This is a genomic window from Acinetobacter sp. AG1 (assembly GCF_001005525.1).
Classification (GTDB): domain Bacteria; phylum Pseudomonadota; class Gammaproteobacteria; order Pseudomonadales; family Moraxellaceae; genus Acinetobacter; species Acinetobacter modestus.
The window spans coordinates 126,508-143,583 of record NZ_LBMZ01000123.1; the positions used below are offsets into that span (position 1 = coordinate 126,508).

Here is a 17,076-nt window from a genome sequence, read left to right on the forward strand (position 1 = left end):
CTAGAAAAGGCGCAAATTGCGCCTTTTTTGTTAAATCTTATGTGTGCATCTAAGTATAAATTTAATACAGAAAATCAATATAAAAATAAACTAATAAGGGGCACAATAATTTTAAGTATTTGTTTTATATTTATAAAGTGTTATATATGTCACATAATTCGAACGGTAAGGTATTTATACTACATTGTGAAAATGCAAATCCAGAGCAGCATTGGTATTTATGGTTAGAACAACAATTAAAATCTGAAGGAATTGCCGCTGAACGAATATTCCTTGCGGATTCGAATCACCCAGAAGCTGAAATTTGGCAAACTTGTTTAGAAACACAACTACAAGATTTAAATGAACAGAGTATTGTTGTTGCCCATGGATTGTCTTGTATTGCTGTGGCTCACTTTCTAGCAAAGCGTCTGCAACAAACTCAGTTGAAAGCATGCCTATTTATTGCTGCTTTTAATGAGCCTATACCTAAATTTCCTGAATATGATGAATTTATCAAGCATTCAAATTTTACGAGCGCCGTAATCCGAGCCAATGTTAAAAGACGCCTCGTTTTCTTTTCTACGAACGATCCTATTGTCCCAGTGCCTTTGACTTTTAAATTTTCAAATTTACTGAATGCCCAACTGATTGAAGCTGTTCAGGCAGGGCATTTTCGTATTGAAGATGGATATACGATGTTTCCTCAGTTGTTCCAGATACTTCAAACATTGATTAATGCTGACTTAAGTTGAACGTAATTTTTTAGTCCTTTAAGTAAGAGATCAGATTCAATCAAAGGTCGATGATGTTGCAGAAATTTGGCAAATATCTCCGCATCTCCACCTGTTAAAATGAGGTGTTTAGGTGATTGTTGCATAATTTGATTAATGGTACTAATTAGACCTAGCAAGATACCGTGATGCACAGCATCAACGGTATTGTGTCCTGGTTTCAGATTATCGAATGCAGAGTCAGGAATTTTAATACCTTTGGTATTTTGAATAAGTGAATCTCGTTGCAAATATAAATTTGGCAGAATATAACCGCCTAAATGTTGTAACCCTTCAACTAAATCGATGGTCAGCGCTGTACCACAGCCAATCACACAAAAGTTTTGATCAGGTTTTGAAATTGCTAAGACCTGTAACCAACGATCAATTCCGAGTTGACTTGGAACATCATAACCACAACGAAGCCCTGCATAATTAGCATGTACCTGAGCGAAGATAATTGGAATTTCCAAAATATCGAGGATCATTTGAATACGTTGATTATTTTCTGTATCTAAAACAGATGAAATTCCAACCTGACTTAAATTTTGATGTCTAAAATGTTGAATTAAACCTAATAGCAAATCGGCAGGTGACTGTAAGTGTAATTCTGCAGCATGCTCAAGCACTTGATCATTTTCGGTAATCCAATATTTTAAACGGGTATTACCAATATCCAACCATAGACTTTTCATAAAATGATCATTCCTTAAATTGGTGCGAGGCGTAAACGGCCTTGATAAAAGGGTTGAACATGATCTGTTTTAATTAGTACAGCACCATCATTGGAGATGCCTTGAAAACGCCCTTGAAGCTTACCTTGCGCATGTTCAAACTCAACTTGTTGATTGAGCCATATTGCATGATGGTTAAAGCGTTCAGCTAAATTATAACTGCCATGTTCAAACCATTGAGAAGCCTGTTGAATTGCAGTGTAGAGTTCAGCAATCAGCGTTAAACGATCAGTATGAGTTAAACCAAGCATCGCCAGAGAGGTAATTGGCTGATCCGCATTCTCTACAGGGGGCGTGTTTAAGTTAATGCCTACGCCAACAATCGCTTGATGAGGGGAAAGTGGTTCAACCAGAATACCTCCCCATTTTCCTTGAGCGCTATATAAATCATTTGGCCATTTAATTTGTAAATTTAGACCTTGTAAGCTTGGCATTTGTAGGATATTTAAAGCAACTTCCAGTGCAAGACGACCATCTAAAGCTGTTTTGGTTTGAATCAGTGTGCTTAAATAAATATTACCTTCAGGAGAAGACCATTGCCGTTGGTGCTGACCTCGACCTTGTGTTTGCTGTGCACTGCAAACTAATCCTGAGCTAATGCCTTTTTGTGCAATTTCACGCATATCATCATTTGTCGATGTTGTCGTCGTTTTGAGCAAGACTATTTCAGGAAATTGATTTTTTGCATTAAGTAATTGCTGAAGCTGGCGAGTTGCTAAATCTTCCATTGTTTTATAAGTAGAGTGGTCATGTGTTTATGGAGTTAATCATATATTTGCTGATTGGCGCAATTGCTGGATTTACTGCAGGTTTGTTTGGTGTTGGCGGTGGATTAATTATTGTACCAATTTTATATATTGTCTTTACTCAAATGCATTATGACCCGAATGTGATCATGCATATAGCAGTGGGGACATCTTTAGCTACAATTATTGTAACATCAATTAGTTCTGTGACTGCCCACCATAAAAAAGGTGCTGTCTTGTGGAATGTATTTCGTCATTTAGCACCAGGTTTAGTTTTAGGGTCTTTTTTAGGTGCAGGTGTGGCTGATTTACTCTCTGGGCAGCATTTACAGTTAATTATTGGTGTATTTGCAGTGTGGATGTCGTACAAAATGTTTAGCGCAGCGCATGCTGTTATTGATCCAAATCGCCACTTACCATCTGCACCATTACAGTTTATTGCTGGTGGTGGAATTGGAGTGGCATCTGCGATTTTTGGGATCGGTGGTGGTAGCCTAACGGTACCTTATTTGAACCGTCATGGCGTGGTGATGCAGAAAGCAGTGGCTACTTCAGCGGCGTGTGGACTGCCGATTGCAATTGCTGGTGCAATCGGATTTATGTGGTTTGGTGCAAAAGAGCAAATTAATGTGCCAAATACGATTGGTTATGTTCATATTTATGCTTTTCTTGGTATTAGTGCAATGAGCTTTATTACAGCTAAACTCGGAGCAAAAGTAGCACATCGCTTGTCAGCTGCGATGTTAAAAAAATGTTTTGCAGGCTTATTAGTTGTTGTTGGCTGCTACTTTATTTATAAAGGTTTAATTTAAGTTATCAGCCCATAATGTACTTCAATTGTTGCGATTAAGGTTTCGACCAATAGCAAAACATCATCTTGTTGACGTGCATCGACGAAAAACAGAGGGTAATTAACGCCTTGTGTTGCAAGCCAATCTCGGTACATCGAAAGCGTTCTTTCTGGTTTTCGGTCAATATGAGTAATTGCAATCACAATATTATTGCCAAATGGTTTGAATGCTTCTACATATTGAGCTAGATCGAGTAGTGGATTTTCAGCAGCATGGTCAATCATGACAATCGTACCAATTGCACCTTTACAAATCACAGCCCAAATAAACTCAAAACGTTCTTGTCCAGGCGTCCCGTATAATCCGACTTTGACGCCATCATCTAAAGTAATCTCACCATAATCGATACCGACAGTGGTGAGCATTTTTTCATGCGATTCAATATCAGTATTTAAAGCCTCGGTGCTGAGCACATCAATTTCCGAGAGAGCATTTATCGCCGTGGATTTACCTGACCCCATGGTTCCACCAAAGACAATTTTATATTGTTGTAAAATCATAGAATTATCCTAGGTTAGAAGCCTAAACGGTTACGTAATCGACCAAACAGTTTTTTCATAAAATTTTGTTCAGTCATATTTTGACTATTTTGCGGATGATAATTGGCTTGATGATCTTTGATAATTTTGCCGTAATTTGCACCTAAACTTGCTGCGACAAATTGCTTGACGCGCTGTTCAGGTAATTTTAATTGGCTGGCTACAACTGAAATTTCAGCCCCTTTAGCAAAACAAGCAGCCATACGTAAAATATCTTGGCGCTGAATTTTATTTATCGGTTGTGGCCAAATTTCTAAATAAAAACTTGATGCAGATGGGGGGCAAAGTTCATTAAAATCTTTTGATGCCCAAAGTAAATTCCATAACCATTGTTTTAAATCTTGTTGCGGAGTCTCTGTGATCCAAAGTTGGTCATTTTGTGTGGCGTAGGTGTAATTCAAGCTTGGATCTGTATGTAATGTTTGTAGCATCGGATTTTGCCAAACCCATTCGTTACGAGGGTCTGCAATTGCAATTAAACCATTGTTATCAAATAACTGAATTTTCCCATTTTTAGGATTTAGGATTTCTTGTAGAACTTCCCTGATTTGTTTCCGATGAATTGTAGTATTAGTTGCTTGAGGTGGGGATATTTTCTCTATCGCAGCATTTTTAGATAAGCGCTCATTTAGCCATTGATGTAGAGAGTGAAGATGATTCAATGGTAGATATAGAATATCATCTTCGATTGAACTATTTTTATCTGCATCATTGGCAATTTGTAGAACATTAATATGGTTATTTTTGATTAAGCTTTTGATATTCGGTGAATCAAAAAAGACATGATTGATCATCAAAATATCGAGCTGCGGTTCAGCAATATTGCTCCAATTGACTTGGATATGACTAGGAATAGCAGTTTGTACATGTTCTTTTAATTCATTCAATGTTCTGAGACTGAGCCCAAAAATTGCGATATTAACAGCTTGATGAACACTCATAATGCTACTCATAATTACTGAGCAATTCAGTAAAATTAATAAAAATGTGCTTATATTGGTAAAAATATTATTTTATGTGATTTATATCAATAAATTTTTGGTAAATAAACTAATTTTCAGATATTCGGTTAGCGCAATTTCGTAAGCTTAACTCATTGATCTTAAAGATAAGGAATTTAAATTTTTAATCAAATATTTCCTTAAAATATTGTTTTTATCTTTCGATTGACTTAAAAAGCAATAAAATTGTTAGACAATGATATAGAATTTATGCAGTGAGATCAGTTAAAACAAAAAAGCGCAAATAGCATTGGAATATGCGTATAACAACGATAGCGAGGGGATCATGAATCTCGAAGAGGCTGATAGTCTTTCTGAACAGATTGCAAAATATATTAGTGAACAAATTATTAGTGGTGAGCTGGTTGAGGGAGAGCGTATTCAAGAGCTACGTATTGCGAAAGAATTAGATGTGAGTCGAGGTTCTGTTCGTGAAGCTTTGCTACTACTAGAACGTACTTATTTAATTGAAATTTTCCCACGACGTGGTGCAATTGTTTCTGAAATGTCAGCTCAACAAGTTAAAGCTTTGTTTGATACCAATGTCATGGTACTTGGGCATATTGTGCAACGAATTAGTGAGACTTGGAGAGTTAACGAGGCTGAACAACTACAGACCTTATTAGATCAACTGGTTGAATTTGTACGTGCCGGGGATATTGAAAAATTCTACGATTCGATTTTTAAATATTTAGCAGATCAGCATGATATGGTGGCGAATCCCTATTTAATGCAGTTTTATAAAGAACTGTTGCCTTCGTTACGTCGTAGCTACTTTTTAACCTTAAATACTTCACGTCGTGAATTGCAGGAATCTTTTACCCTGTTTAAGTTAGTGATTGATGCTATTTTGATCCGAAAATCACAACAAGCTGCTTTATTTATGGAAGATTTTTGTCGACACTTACGTAACCTTGTGTTGGAATCTCTGACACGTATGAAACAGATTGAATTGGCTTGGGCTAGACGCTCACGCCGCTAGTTAGGGCAGTATGCGTTTAAGCAGTTTAAAACTTTCAGGCTTTAAATCTTTTGCCGATAGTACTACATTACATTTCAAAGCAAACCGTACTGCGGTGGTTGGACCGAACGGTTGCGGTAAATCAAATGTCATCGATGCTATTCGTTGGGTGATGGGTGAATCCAATGCACGTCAGTTGCGCGGTGGTAGCATGCAGGATGTCATTTTTACCGGGACAGCCAAACGTAAACCTGTCGGGGTTGCCAGTGTCGAACTTCGTTTTGATAATACCTACGGTAAATTAGGTGGGTCTTATAATGCCTATAGCGAACTGGCAGTCCGTCGCCAAGTCACGCGTGAAGGTAAATCTGAATACTTTCTGAATGGCACGCGTTGCCGTCGTCGTGATATCACCGATATTTTCTTGGGGACAGGTCTAGGGCCACGTTCTTATGCGGTGATTGAACAGGGCATGATTAACCGTTTGGTCGATGCCAAGCCTGAAGAAATGCGCGTGTTTATTGAGGAAGCCGCAGGGGTATCTCGTTATCAAGCACGTCGCCGTGAAACCTTACAGCATTTAGAGCATACAGAACAAAATCTAGCACGTTTAGACGATATTGCGGCTGAACTAAAATCTCAACTCCGCAGCTTGAAGCGCCAGTCTGAAGCCGCAATTCAATATAAGACCTTAGAAGGGCAGATTCGAACTTTAAAAATTGAAATCCTTTCGTTCCAAGCTAATCAAAGTCAGAAATTACAGCAAGAATATACTGTTGAAATGACGGCACTGGGTGAAAACTTTAAACTGGTTCGTTCTGAGTCACAGACCATTGAGCACGATCTTGAAGCCACCAGTGCTTTATTCCAGCGCTTAATTCAGCAGTCTTCACCGTTGCAGCATGAATGGCAACAGGCCGAGAAAAAGCTGTCTGAATTAAAAATGACCTTGGAACAAAAACAGAGTTTATTCCAGCAAAACAGCAGTAGTTTGGTTCAACTTGAACAGCAAAAATTACAAACCAAAGAGCGTTTACAATTATCAGAGTTACAGGTCGAAACTTTAACAACTCAATTTGATGAGCAAAACGAAAGCTTACTTGCCTTAGAGCAGCAGACACAAACTGCTGAGCAAAATTTTAGCGATGTTCAAGCCCAACATAAGCAAGCACAGCAGCAATTTGAACAACTGAAAACCCAAGTCGATCAGCAACAACAAAAAAAGTTGCAGATGGCTGCGCAAATTGAACAGCTCGGTAAGAACGTGCTGCGGATTGAGCAGCAAAAGCAGACCCTGCAAACACAAACCACTCAGATTCGTGCTCAGGTTCAGGATGATGAACAGGCGCAGTTAGAACAATTGCAGCAGCAACTGCAACAGGAAATTATTGCATTAGAAACTGCGATTGAGCAATTACAGCAGCATGTTCAGACTAAGCAAGATCAACAACAGTTGCACAAGGCTGATGTACAGAGCCTCAAAACTGAGATTCAGGTTTTATTGGCTGAACAAAAGAACTTAAATCAGCTTGTCGCAAAACAAAGCCCGAAGCATGATCAACATGCAGTTCGATTGATGCAAAGCCTACGTTTAAGCGCTCAAGCTAAAGCGCATGCATGCATTATTGAGAAGTTCTTAGCCAAGTGGTTGCAAGCGCAGTTGATTGAGAATGAGCAAGCCTTTCAAGAAGGTATCGCACGACAGTTAAAATCATTACAACGGCCGCCTGTTCAAGTTGCAGGACTCGCTTGTTTAAGTGATTGGATCGAAGAGCCACAATCTTCGCTTTGGGCTAATGTCGCCGTTGCAGAAGATTTAGCCACAGCTTTGCGATATCAAGTGGATCTCCAGCAAGCACAATCGATTTTAACGCTGGATGGTTATCATGTCGGTGCCGATTGGGTTATTGCGTTGCACTATGATGAAGACAGCCAAATTGCGCAGAGCATGCTCAGTCATCAAGTGCGTTTAGAGGAAATTGAACAGCAACTTGTACAGAAGCAACCGAAACTGCTTGATCTGGAACATCAGTTTTCGCAACAGCAACAGGCTTTACAACAGCAGCAACAGCGCTTGCAGCAACAACAACAAAATCTGAAGCAAAAGCAAAAAGAACTGCAACAGCTGGATGTACAAATTGCCAAACTGCAAAGTACCGCACAGGCCTTTATGTTGCAGCAACAGCAATTGGCAGATCAACTAAAACAGCTTGATCTACAGCTTGAAGAAGATGCCATGCAGCGTGATGATCTGGAGATTGATCTACATGCGCTTGTATTGAAATTAGAAGCCGTGTTGCCGAACTATAAGACGCTACAGTTTCAGGTGGAAAACTTGAATGAGCAGTTGGATGAGCAACAACAGCAGTTGACTCAACAACAACAGCAACGTGAAGCTTTGCGTCGCCAGACCTCGCAAGCCAATCAGCAAATTGAGTTATTGGAAAAAGATATCTCGTTCCTGAAAACACAATATCGTCAAATCATTGAACAAATCGAACAGGCCAAGAAGTTTGCTGATCCGATTCAGCTTGAGCTACCGAATTTAGAGTCGCAATTCCACGAGCAATTCCAGCAAACAGAAAAGCTACAGAAAACATGGAATGAATGGCAGCTTGAACTGAATCAAGTACAAGAGAAACAGCAGCAACTCACAGAACAACGTCATCAAGCTCAACAGAAAGACGAGCAGGTGCGTGAGCAGTTGGAACAAAAGCGTTTAGCATGGCAGGCTGCAAAATCAGATCGTGAACATTATCTGGAACAGTTGAAAGAACTCAATTCGGAAGTTTTATCTGATGTGTCGATAGAAATGAAAGATCATCAGCAGAAACTTGAAAAAGCTCAGCAGCAATTCGAAAAAATTGGTGCAGTGAATTTGGCTGCTTCACAAGAATACGAAGAAGTGTCACAGCGTTTTGATGAGCTGAGTCATCAGATGCAGGATCTACAAAATACCGTTGATCAGCTTAAAGACGCGATGAAAAGCATTGATCAGGAAACGCGTAAGTTATTTATGACTACTTTTGATCAGGTCAATCAAGAACTGCAACTGTTGTTTCCAAAGGTATTTGGTGGTGGTGAAGCGACTTTAAGCCTTGAAGATGATTGGCAGTCTGGAGTGAAACTGATGGCACGTCCACCTGGCAAACGTAATAGTTCTTTGGCACTATTATCTGGTGGTGAAAAGACGTTAACCGCTCTGGCTTTAGTATTTGCTATCTTTAGGTTAAATCCAGCACCTTTCTGCGTATTGGATGAAGTTGATGCACCACTTGATGATGCCAACGTACAGCGGTATTGTAATTTGGTAAAAGAGCTTTCTGAACAAGTGCAATTCATTTACATTACACATAATAAATTGGCGATGACAATGGCAACTGATTTACTGGGAGTGACCATGCCAGAGCCGGGCACATCAAAATTAGTGACTGTCGATTTAGAACAGGCAAAAGAATACGGGTTAGTTGCGGAGTCCTAATATGGAAATGAATACAATAATAGGCATTGTTATCGCCGTTGTGATTATGCTCGTTGGTTTGATCATGATTTTAAGAAAACCAAAACCAGTTGAGCCTTCATTAGAAGCAGATCTTCATGTTAACCCTGAAAGTCAGCAACCTGTGATTCCTCGTCATGTGCGAGATCAACTTCTACAAAGCAATGTCGCCGCTACAGTTGAACGCGTTGAACCAAGTTTTAACACGGCACCGATAGAAGCAAAAACGTCAGTTGAAACAGCTGCTGCGGAAAATATTGTAAAAGCGACTGAAATTGATGTTGTGATTGAACCTGAGCCAGTCGTCGGGTTAACTCCAATTTCAAATGAACAAGAGACAATTCTTGAATCGCAGTCTCAAGACGAAGTTGAAGCGCTTTTAGCAACGTCAGAAAAAGCTGAGGATGAGAAAGCTGAAACAGAGCTCAGCTTAAACCCCAATATTGAAACTGTTGCCATTGAAGAATTCGATGGCGAAAGTAATATTTTAGATGTGCATTTGCATGAACAGCAACGCTATGATGATGAAAGTGCTTTGGCAACAGCAGAGCAAATTATTGCTTTGAATGTTTATCCAAACCCACGCCGTGCTTTGTCTGGTGATAAAGCTCTCAAAGTATTGTTGAAATACGGTCTGCGTTTTGGAGAGATGTCTTGCTTCCATCGTTATGAAAATACCGATGAGCCAAGCCCATTGATGTTCTCTGTATTACGTGTCACAGATAATGGACCTGCTGGTTTTGATTTGGAAAGTTTGTCGGGAGAACAAGTACAGGGATTAGCTTTCTTCCTTGCCTTACCAAATAGTAAAGCTGTGACAGGCTATGACATGATGACCAGTATTGCGGGCTTAATTGCACGTGAAGTTGATGGCAAAGTCTATGATGAAAATAATTTAGAATTTACGCCGCAGTTGAAAGAGCATTGGCGTCATCATGTGATTGATTATCGTCCAAATCAAGCAACCGTCTAATGAATCTTTTATAATAAATTTAGTAAAAATTATAGGGCGGTTTTTCCGCCCTTTTATATGGTGAAATTTAAATGGAACACAACTCAGTTATTGAGCAAATGCGTCAGTTAATTCAACTGATTGCAAAACATAATCATGCTTATTATGTGATGGATCAACCTTCCATTTCAGATAGTGAATATGACCATTTATTTCATCAGCTGAAAGCTTTAGAACAACAATATCCAGACTGTATTCAAGCGGATACCCCGACCAATAAAGTGGGTGGTCAAGCTTTGTCAAAATTTGAAAGTGTCACTCATGCAGTGCCAATGTTGTCATTAGGCAATGTTTTTAATCAGGAAGACCTGTTTGCTTTTGCCCGTCGTATTGATGAACGTTTACCGAACCAGAAGGTCCAGTATGAAGTAGAGCTGAAACTGGATGGTTTAGCGATTTCACTGTGGTATGAAAATGGTGTGTTGGTTCGTGGTGTCACTCGTGGCGATGGCGAAACAGGCGAAGATATTACCCAGAATGTCAAAACCATTCGCAACTTGCCAAAAGTTTTATCGAGTCAGCATCAAGCGATTCCAGATTTCTTGGAAGTGCGTGGCGAAGTGTTGATGCCGAAGCAAGGCTTTGAAAAACTGAATGCTGATCAGGAAGCCAAAGGTGATAAGACCTTTGCTAATCCGCGGAATGCGGCAGCGGGTAGTTTAAGACAGCTTGATCCAAACATTGCAGCCTCACGTCCTTTGGCGTTCTATGCTTACGGTATTGCTCAGTGTCAGCCAAATCATGGTCTTGAGACTATGCATGACAGCCTGCACTGGTTAACCAAATTTGGTTTTGAAATCGCGGAACGTCAATTTCTCTGTGCCTCGATTGAGGAGGTACAGCAACGCTATGAACAAATCCAACAAGAACGTCCAGATCTTAAAGTTGAAATTGATGGTATGGTCATTAAGGTGGACAGCCTTAAACAGCAACAACAATTGGGCTTTTTAAGTCGTGAACCGCGTTGGGCAACAGCTTATAAATTCCCAGCACAGGCTGCGCTCACTAAAGTCGAAAATATTGACTGGCAAGTGGGACGTACTGGAACACTTACCCCAGTTGCACGTTTAGCTCCTGTGTTTGTGGGAGGCGTTACCGTATCCAATGTGACTCTACATAATATTGGTGAAATTCATCGTTTAGATGTGCGTGTAGGCGATACTGTCAGCGTCTATCGTACTGGCGATGTGATTCCAAAAGTTGAGAAAGTCTGGGCGGAGTTTCGTCCTGCGGATGCGGAGATCGTCCATCTCCCGACGAATTGTCCAGTCTGTGAATCACCAGTGGTGATGCCAGAAGGTGAGGCATTGGCACGTTGTTCGGGTGGCTTATATTGTGCAGCGCAACGGATTGAAGCCATTCGTCACTTTGTTTCGCGTAAAGCCTTGGATATTGAAGGCTTAGGTGATCGTTGGGTAGAGTCGTTATTACATCTCGATTTACTTAAAGATGTCGCTGATATTTATCATTTGCATGAACATCGTGACACCTTATTGACCATCGAGAAAATGGGTGAGAAATCTGTTCAAAATCTGATTGATGCCATCGAAGCCAGTAAGAAAACCACCTTGGCACGTTTTATTTATGGCTTAGGTATTCGTGGTGTAGGTGAAACCACGGCCCGCATGTTAGCCAATACTTTCCAAACTTTGGATGCTTTGAAAGCAGCCGATGTTGAAGCACTTAAGAAAACGCCAGATGTCGGTGATATTACAGCAGAGTGGATTGCTGACTTTTTCCAAGCACCACATAACATTGAAGTACTCGATCGTTTATTGGCAGCAGGAATTCATTGGGATGCACCGACTGCACCAACACGTCAACCATTGAATGGTGAAAGCTGGGTGGTAACAGGCACACTTGAAACTATGGGGCGTGATGAGGCGACACAGAAGTTACAAGCTTTGGGTGCGCGTGTCAGTGGTAGTGTGTCCAGTAAAACCAAATGTGTCGTTGCAGGTGAAAAAGCAGGAAGCAAATTGGATAAAGCACAAAAATTAGAAATTCGAGTAATGAATGAACAAGAGTTTTTAGACTTTTTGGCGCAATATCCAGTGTGATGAAATCAATAGTGTGGACTTCTGGATGAATTTTTACATCAGAAGTTCACAGATTTGATATTTAGCTTCATCTGTTAGCTGATGAGACAAAATACCTTCTATAGTAAAAATGATGATTTGAGTGGTTGCATCTATTTTTGCTGCAGATAAGCCCATTTTTTGCAATTCTATACACAATAGACTTTCGACAATTTTATGAAAGTTTTCATGTAATACTCGAATTTCCTCAGAATAATTTAAACGGTTATGTACCGTCGTAATCAGGTGTTTGACACTTTCCAGTTGTTGAATGACCCACAATAAGCGCTGAGTATGGTTAGCAAAAGATTGATTGTGATATTCATTTAGGCGCTCAATCAGTTCTGAACTAAGAACTTGTGTTAACACTTCATCTTTATCTTTAAAGTACCAATAAATCGTATTGGGAGTAATCTTTGCTGTTGCCGCTAATTTGGACATCGATGTTGCATCGTAGCCAATCTCAAGAAATAACATCCGTGCAGCGGCAATAATTTCTGCTTTCTTCTCATCCGTGTTTTGAATAATACGTTTATTGCGCGCCATTGTGTGGACTCAAAATATTTCAGAACTGATTTTACAGCGATTCGATCATTTTTAAAAATTTGCAAATAATTTTATTCTTATCTTGAATAGTATTTAAGATTTGCGTATATTTCTTGAACGGTATTTAAGATAAGTTTGGAAATAAGTTAATGGGAACATTTCAAGATGTGCTTGATCAAAGTGTAGAGGCAAGCTTTTATTCAACTAATGGCAATAAATGTGCTGCAAAAATATATTATCCAAATGTCCAGACTGCACAAAAACATCCAGTCATTTTGATGGTGCATGGTTGGGGTGGAACACAAGATTTATTGACTTTGCCTTTTGTTCGAGCATTTATGCAAATCGATTACGCCGTCATGACTTTTGATTACTCGACTTGGGGTAAAAGTGAGGGGATGCCTCGAAATCAAATTTCCCCGTGGCTACGTGTTCGTGAAGCGGAGCAAGCGATTCAATATTTACAGAATTTAGAAAAGATTGATGCAGATAAAATCGTGGTTTGGGGGACTTCTTTTGGTGGTGGGCATGCGATTGATCTCGCAGCAAAATATCCTCATCTCTTAGGTGCAATTGCCCATGTTCCAATGTTAGATGGAGTGCAAGCCGTTCTTGCCAATCCTGTTAAAGATATGTTGAAAATTGGCTTAAAAGTGGTTCAGGATTATTTACCATTTCAGTCAAGGACTTATATCCCTGTGATCGCACCCGAACATCAATTTGCCACGATGAATCGTGATCAGGCTTATGCGTTTTTTATGAAAAATTATAATGATGCAGGAAAGTCTATTGATGATTATGATAACCGTGTCACTGCACGTTCAGTGCTGACAATTGGCATGTATCGACCGATTCGCCATTTAAAAACCATTAAAATACCGACTTTATTGATTGGTGCGACTCGAGATTCTGTTGCACCTTTTGATCCCGAGAAAATCAACAAAATAAATAATCCATATATTGAATATCAGTTATTGGATGCGAATCATTTTGAGCCATATTTTGAACCAATTTTTCAACAAAATATCGAGTATCAACTTGAGTTCTTAAAGAAATTAATCTGCTGTTAAATATCACTGATCCTAAAGACTATAAGAACCGTTCAAGCGATTAAACTTGAACGGTTCTTGGTTTTAAGCACGTTTTTTAACAATGCCATCATCAAGTAACTGCTGGAAATGCTCACAGACACTTTCCCGAATATCACGATATTGAATACCTAGCTCATTCACACTACGCTTTGAATTAAAGTAGATTGGATAACCCATATTGAGTTTTACAAATTGGCGTGAATGACCAAATACGGGTGCAACTAAAGAAAAAGCTGTTTTAGGTACAGTGAAATGTGGGAATGGGTATCTATAACCGAATTTTTGCGTTAAGGCTTTGCCCATGTCGAGCAGACTTAATGTTCCACCACAAATGATATAGCGACCTTGTGCTTTAGGATTTAGTGCCGCAGCAACATGCGCATCTGCAACATCACGGACATCTACGATTCCATTCCACATCGGCGGCACACCAAATAAGGTCGTACCATTACCGAATTGTTGTAATACTTCGATACTGCCTGATTGACTGGCATCAGTGAGTGATGGCCCCATTACTAACGCTGGGTTAATACAGACTAGGCTCCAACGATTTTGTTGCTCGGCCATTTCCCAAGCTTTACGTTCAGCCGCGACTTTTGAATATGGATAGGGTTGGTGCGTTTCACTACTAGTATTGTTCCAGTGACTTTCATCAAACTCGTTATTTGCTGTACTTTGGATCTCAATCGCATCGCCATAGGTTGATGCAATACTTGAAGTGAGAACCACACGTTTGACTGATTCTGTACGATTTACACTATCTAAGACATTTTCTGTGCCTTTAACTGCAGGTTCAATAATGTCTTTGACGGCATCTTTATAGTTAGTAACCACAAAAGGTGATGCAGTATGAATAACAACTTCACAACCTTGCATAGCTTCATCAAAGGAATTTGGTTCGAGTAAATCTGCTTGGTAAAACTGGATTTGTCCTGATGATTTATCTGCTAGATCATACAGGTGCTGAATTTTATTTTTCTTAGATGGATCTCGAACCGTGGCATGTACGTTGTAACCCTGCTTCAGCAGTCGTTCAATAATCCAGCCTGCAATATAACCCGTAGCACCAGTGACCAAGATTGGCTTACTTTTATCCATTGTTATTTCCGCATTATGTTTTTGTGATTGCTGTTATTTACCGAATTTTGTTCAAACAAACAACAGCCGAGCTGTCATTTTTTATGATTTTTTGATCAAAATATATTCGGAATAAGAAGCATTGCTAATCGTTACAAAAAATCAAACAAATGATTTTCAATAAGATTATCTATTTTAAAAGGTTAAAATGATATGCAAATGCTTCTTTTATTTAGATAAATTAGGCGAATTAAAACTGTAAATGCGTATGTTTCTCATTTTAATTTTATAAAAATCATAAACTTACACAATTTAATTTTGCAAATATGATTTAAGTTCACCATAATATTATTATTCGATAGGAGTAAGTATTATGCGTGGCAATCCAGAAGTCATCGACTATTTAAATATGCTCATTGGCGGTGAATTGGCTGCTCGTGATCAATATTTAATTCATTCAAGAATGTACGAAGATTGGGGCTTAAGTAAAATTTACGAGCGTATTGATCATGAAATGCAAGAAGAAGCTTCACATGCTGATTCAATCATTCGCCGTGTTTTATTTTTGGGTGCTCAACCTAATATGAATCGTGAAGACATCAATGTGGGTACAGATGTCGTAAGTTGTTTAAAAGCTGATTTAGCACTTGAATATCATGTGCGTGAAAAACTAGCGACAGGCATTAAGCTTTGTGAAGATAAAGGTGATTACATTAGTCGTGATATGTTGCGTCAGCAGCTTTCGGACACAGAAGAAGATCATACGTATTGGTTAGAAAAACAATTGCGTTTAATTGAATTAATTGGTTTACAAAATTATATTCAATCGCAGATCTAGTCAAAAATGAGAAAGCCAACTGAGAAGTTGGCTTTCTATTTGGATGAAAAATTCTAATTCTAGAACTTAATCTGGCTGTTTAATATTCGAATCTAGATTCCATGCCTGAGTGAGGATTGCCAAAATTTTATCTGTTTGTCTCTTGGAAAACAGTGAGAGTCTAAGTTGGCTTAATTTATGGCGATTTTCATCCTGTGAAAAATAAATATTAGTTCGGTAATGCCAAAATTTTTGAAAATCTTGACCTAATAGCTTACGCTGCCATTCATACTTTTTAAATACATATGGGTCTATTATTAAATAAGATTTTTGATGTAATTCATTTATTTTTATAGTGCGTGTTTTAAATAACATTCTCAGAGAAATACGTTTGTTGGTAATGATTAAGCGATTCGTCAAAAAAACTGGCAGAAAAAATAAGAGCCATAAGAAAACAGGATCTTTAAATAAAAATAGGCAAATCGGCGTTCCAATGATGATATATATAAGACTCGATAAAGAGCTAAACGGTATAGTTTTTATTAATAAACTTTCATCTTGTTCTAACTGCAATTTTATTCCCCTTAAAATTCAATATGACTTAATTCAAATTTATTTATTCTGAGCATCTTTTAAATCTTTTAATACTTGATCCGCATGCGTTTGCGTATTCACACTCGTGTAGTGATACATAATTGCACCTTGAGGATTAATCAAGAAACTCTCACGTTTGGCAATTTTTGTAATCCCGAGGTTTCTAACAATTCCAAATTTTCCAGCAAGTTCGCCTTTTTCATCTGCCAAGATTGGGAACGGTAAACCGAGCTTTTGTGAAAATTTTTGGTGTGATGCAACATCATCTAAGCTAACACCTAAAACTACTGCATTCGACTTTAAGAATTGAGGATAAAGTGATTTAAATTGATTCGCTTCTTGAGTACATCCCGCAGTGTCATCTTTAGGGTAGAAATAAAGTACAATCCACTTGCCTTTATATTGGTTCAAAGTGTGCCATTTGCCACTTTGATCTTGCAGTTTAAAATCTGGTGCAGACTGTCCCACCCATTCTTTTTGAGCTGTATTTTGCTTAGAAAAAATAGAAGTTTGTGCTGTACCAAGGCTAGGGATACCAAGTAAAAAAAACGAACTGCATAAAATAATAACTTTGGACTTTATCGTATTCATCATGTTGATCTCAAAGTGTAATAAACTCTACTTTAGCAAATTTCGAAATCATATGGTTTAGAAAATTCTTTAAAGAATTTTGATCCGTTTTATGGCGTCTTTTGAGCAAAGCATAATGAAAGGGATTGATTAGGAAAATAATGACTCGTATAAATCGGAGAGTATACTGTATTCAAGTTTTTGGAAT

At 38.7% G+C, this 17,076-nt stretch carries 16 protein-coding genes; 8 read left to right on the forward strand and 8 right to left on the reverse strand.

Features of this window, described 5'->3' with window-relative positions; translation table 11 throughout:
• The first annotated feature begins 146 nt into the window (after positions 1 to 146).
• Positions 147 to 734 (forward strand): RBBP9/YdeN family alpha/beta hydrolase, encoded by a 588-nt coding sequence (locus AAV96_RS16410; RefSeq protein WP_046740132.1) that lies wholly within the window; start codon positions 147 to 149, stop codon positions 732 to 734.
• Here the strand turns inward: AAV96_RS16410 and AAV96_RS16415 are convergent.
• On the reverse strand, positions 704 to 1,447 hold the full coding sequence (locus AAV96_RS16415) for a pantothenate kinase (protein ID WP_046740083.1): 744 nt from the start codon (positions 1,445 to 1,447) through the stop codon (positions 704 to 706). The genes AAV96_RS16410 and AAV96_RS16415 overlap by 31 nt on opposite strands.
• A 14-nt stretch (positions 1,448 to 1,461) precedes the next feature.
• The gene (locus AAV96_RS16420; protein WP_046740084.1) at positions 1,462 to 2,214 is read right to left on the reverse strand and encodes a biotin--[acetyl-CoA-carboxylase] ligase; all 753 of its coding nucleotides are present in this window, start codon (positions 2,212 to 2,214) and stop codon (positions 1,462 to 1,464) included.
• Between the two features lie 29 nt (positions 2,215 to 2,243).
• Between AAV96_RS16420 and AAV96_RS16425 the strand changes: the two genes are divergently transcribed.
• Positions 2,244 to 3,044 carry a sulfite exporter TauE/SafE family protein gene (locus tag AAV96_RS16425; protein ID WP_046740085.1) on the forward strand — a complete coding sequence of 267 codons (801 nt, stop codon included), beginning with the start codon at positions 2,244 to 2,246 and terminating at the stop codon, positions 3,042 to 3,044.
• Here AAV96_RS16425 and AAV96_RS16430 read toward each other — a convergent pair.
• Together AAV96_RS16430 and AAV96_RS16435 are read right to left on the reverse strand one after the other, a co-directional pair.
• Entirely contained in the window at positions 3,041 to 3,583 is a 543-nt protein-coding gene (locus AAV96_RS16430) for a GTP-binding protein (protein WP_004663656.1), read from the reverse strand. The two genes, AAV96_RS16425 and AAV96_RS16430, sit on opposite strands and share 4 nt — an antisense overlap.
• Positions 3,584 to 3,597: 14 nt before the next feature.
• Positions 3,598 to 4,563: a hypothetical protein gene (locus AAV96_RS16435; RefSeq protein WP_046740086.1), complete on the reverse strand. Its 966-nt coding sequence runs from the start codon at positions 4,561 to 4,563 to the stop codon at positions 3,598 to 3,600.
• Between the two features lie 346 nt (positions 4,564 to 4,909).
• Here AAV96_RS16435 and AAV96_RS16440 point away from each other — a divergent pair, with 346 nt between their 5' ends.
• From AAV96_RS16440 to ligA, 4 genes are all read left to right on the forward strand, one after another.
• A complete protein-coding gene (locus tag AAV96_RS16440; protein WP_004663651.1) occupies positions 4,910 to 5,605 on the forward strand; it encodes a GntR family transcriptional regulator in 696 nt (231 codons plus the stop codon).
• Positions 5,606 to 5,615: 10 nt separating this feature from the next.
• Positions 5,616 to 9,065, forward strand: a complete 3,450-nt coding sequence (smc, locus tag AAV96_RS16445; RefSeq protein WP_046740087.1) for a chromosome segregation protein SMC — start codon at positions 5,616 to 5,618, stop codon at positions 9,063 to 9,065.
• 1 nt (position 9,066) lies between these two features.
• The gene (locus AAV96_RS16450; protein WP_046740088.1) at positions 9,067 to 10,056 is read left to right on the forward strand and encodes a cell division protein ZipA C-terminal FtsZ-binding domain-containing protein; all 990 of its coding nucleotides are present in this window, start codon (positions 9,067 to 9,069) and stop codon (positions 10,054 to 10,056) included.
• A gap of 71 nt (positions 10,057 to 10,127) precedes the next feature.
• Entirely contained in the window at positions 10,128 to 12,155 is a 2,028-nt protein-coding gene (gene ligA / locus AAV96_RS16455) for an NAD-dependent DNA ligase LigA (RefSeq protein ID WP_046740089.1), read from the forward strand.
• A 33-nt stretch (positions 12,156 to 12,188) separates the two neighbouring features.
• Here ligA and AAV96_RS16460 read toward each other — a convergent pair whose 3' ends face one another.
• Positions 12,189 to 12,719 (reverse strand): TetR/AcrR family transcriptional regulator, encoded by a 531-nt coding sequence (locus AAV96_RS16460; RefSeq protein WP_005217993.1) that lies wholly within the window; start codon positions 12,717 to 12,719, stop codon positions 12,189 to 12,191.
• Positions 12,720 to 12,868: 149 nt separating this feature from the next.
• On the opposite strand from AAV96_RS16460, the gene AAV96_RS16465 reads away from it, so the two are divergent.
• Positions 12,869 to 13,789: an alpha/beta hydrolase gene (locus tag AAV96_RS16465; protein WP_046740090.1), complete on the forward strand. Its 921-nt coding sequence runs from the start codon at positions 12,869 to 12,871 to the stop codon at positions 13,787 to 13,789.
• Between the two features lie 63 nt (positions 13,790 to 13,852).
• Here the strand turns inward: AAV96_RS16465 and AAV96_RS16470 are convergent, their stop codons facing one another.
• Complete coding sequence (locus AAV96_RS16470) at positions 13,853 to 14,908, reverse strand: SDR family oxidoreductase (protein WP_004663601.1); 1,056 nt, start codon at positions 14,906 to 14,908, stop codon at positions 13,853 to 13,855.
• Positions 14,909 to 15,260: 352 nt separating this feature from the next.
• Here AAV96_RS16470 and ftn point away from each other — a divergent pair, with 352 nt between their 5' ends.
• Entirely contained in the window at positions 15,261 to 15,725 is a 465-nt protein-coding gene (gene ftn / locus AAV96_RS16475; protein WP_004663600.1) for a heteropolymeric bacterioferritin subunit Ftn, read from the forward strand.
• A 66-nt stretch (positions 15,726 to 15,791) separates the two neighbouring features.
• Here ftn and AAV96_RS16480 read toward each other — a convergent pair whose 3' ends face one another.
• Positions 15,792 to 16,277, reverse strand: coding sequence for a hypothetical protein (locus AAV96_RS16480; RefSeq protein WP_046740091.1), 486 nt, complete (start codon positions 16,275 to 16,277; stop codon positions 15,792 to 15,794).
• A gap of 39 nt (positions 16,278 to 16,316) precedes the next feature.
• Positions 16,317 to 16,892, reverse strand: a complete 576-nt coding sequence (locus AAV96_RS16485) for a peroxiredoxin (protein ID WP_046740092.1) — start codon at positions 16,890 to 16,892, stop codon at positions 16,317 to 16,319.
• Positions 16,893 to 17,076 lie beyond the last annotated feature (184 nt).

Coding starts and splice junctions, on each gene's coding strand:
- AAV96_RS16430 (WP_004663656.1), bottom strand. CDS start 3,583: ATGATTTTACAACAATATAAAATTGTCTTTGGTGGAACCATGGGGTCA.
- ligA (WP_046740089.1), top strand. CDS start 10,128: ATGGAACACAACTCAGTTATTGAGCAAATGCGTCAGTTAATTCAACTG.
- AAV96_RS16425 (WP_046740085.1), top strand. CDS start 2,244: ATGGAGTTAATCATATATTTGCTGATTGGCGCAATTGCTGGATTTACT.
- AAV96_RS16420 (WP_046740084.1), bottom strand. CDS start 2,214: ATGGAAGATTTAGCAACTCGCCAGCTTCAGCAATTACTTAATGCAAAA.
- AAV96_RS16485 (WP_046740092.1), bottom strand. CDS start 16,892: ATGATGAATACGATAAAGTCCAAAGTTATTATTTTATGCAGTTCGTTT.
- ftn (WP_004663600.1), top strand. CDS start 15,261: ATGCGTGGCAATCCAGAAGTCATCGACTATTTAAATATGCTCATTGGC.
- AAV96_RS16410 (WP_046740132.1), top strand. CDS start 147: ATGTCACATAATTCGAACGGTAAGGTATTTATACTACATTGTGAAAAT.
- AAV96_RS16440 (WP_004663651.1), top strand. CDS start 4,910: ATGAATCTCGAAGAGGCTGATAGTCTTTCTGAACAGATTGCAAAATAT.
- AAV96_RS16415 (WP_046740083.1), bottom strand. CDS start 1,447: ATGAAAAGTCTATGGTTGGATATTGGTAATACCCGTTTAAAATATTGG.
- AAV96_RS16460 (WP_005217993.1), bottom strand. CDS start 12,719: ATGGCGCGCAATAAACGTATTATTCAAAACACGGATGAGAAGAAAGCA.
- AAV96_RS16465 (WP_046740090.1), top strand. CDS start 12,869: ATGGGAACATTTCAAGATGTGCTTGATCAAAGTGTAGAGGCAAGCTTT.
- AAV96_RS16470 (WP_004663601.1), bottom strand. CDS start 14,908: ATGGATAAAAGTAAGCCAATCTTGGTCACTGGTGCTACGGGTTATATT.
- AAV96_RS16435 (WP_046740086.1), bottom strand. CDS start 4,563: ATGAGTGTTCATCAAGCTGTTAATATCGCAATTTTTGGGCTCAGTCTC.
- smc (WP_046740087.1), top strand. CDS start 5,616: ATGCGTTTAAGCAGTTTAAAACTTTCAGGCTTTAAATCTTTTGCCGAT.
- AAV96_RS16450 (WP_046740088.1), top strand. CDS start 9,067: ATGGAAATGAATACAATAATAGGCATTGTTATCGCCGTTGTGATTATG.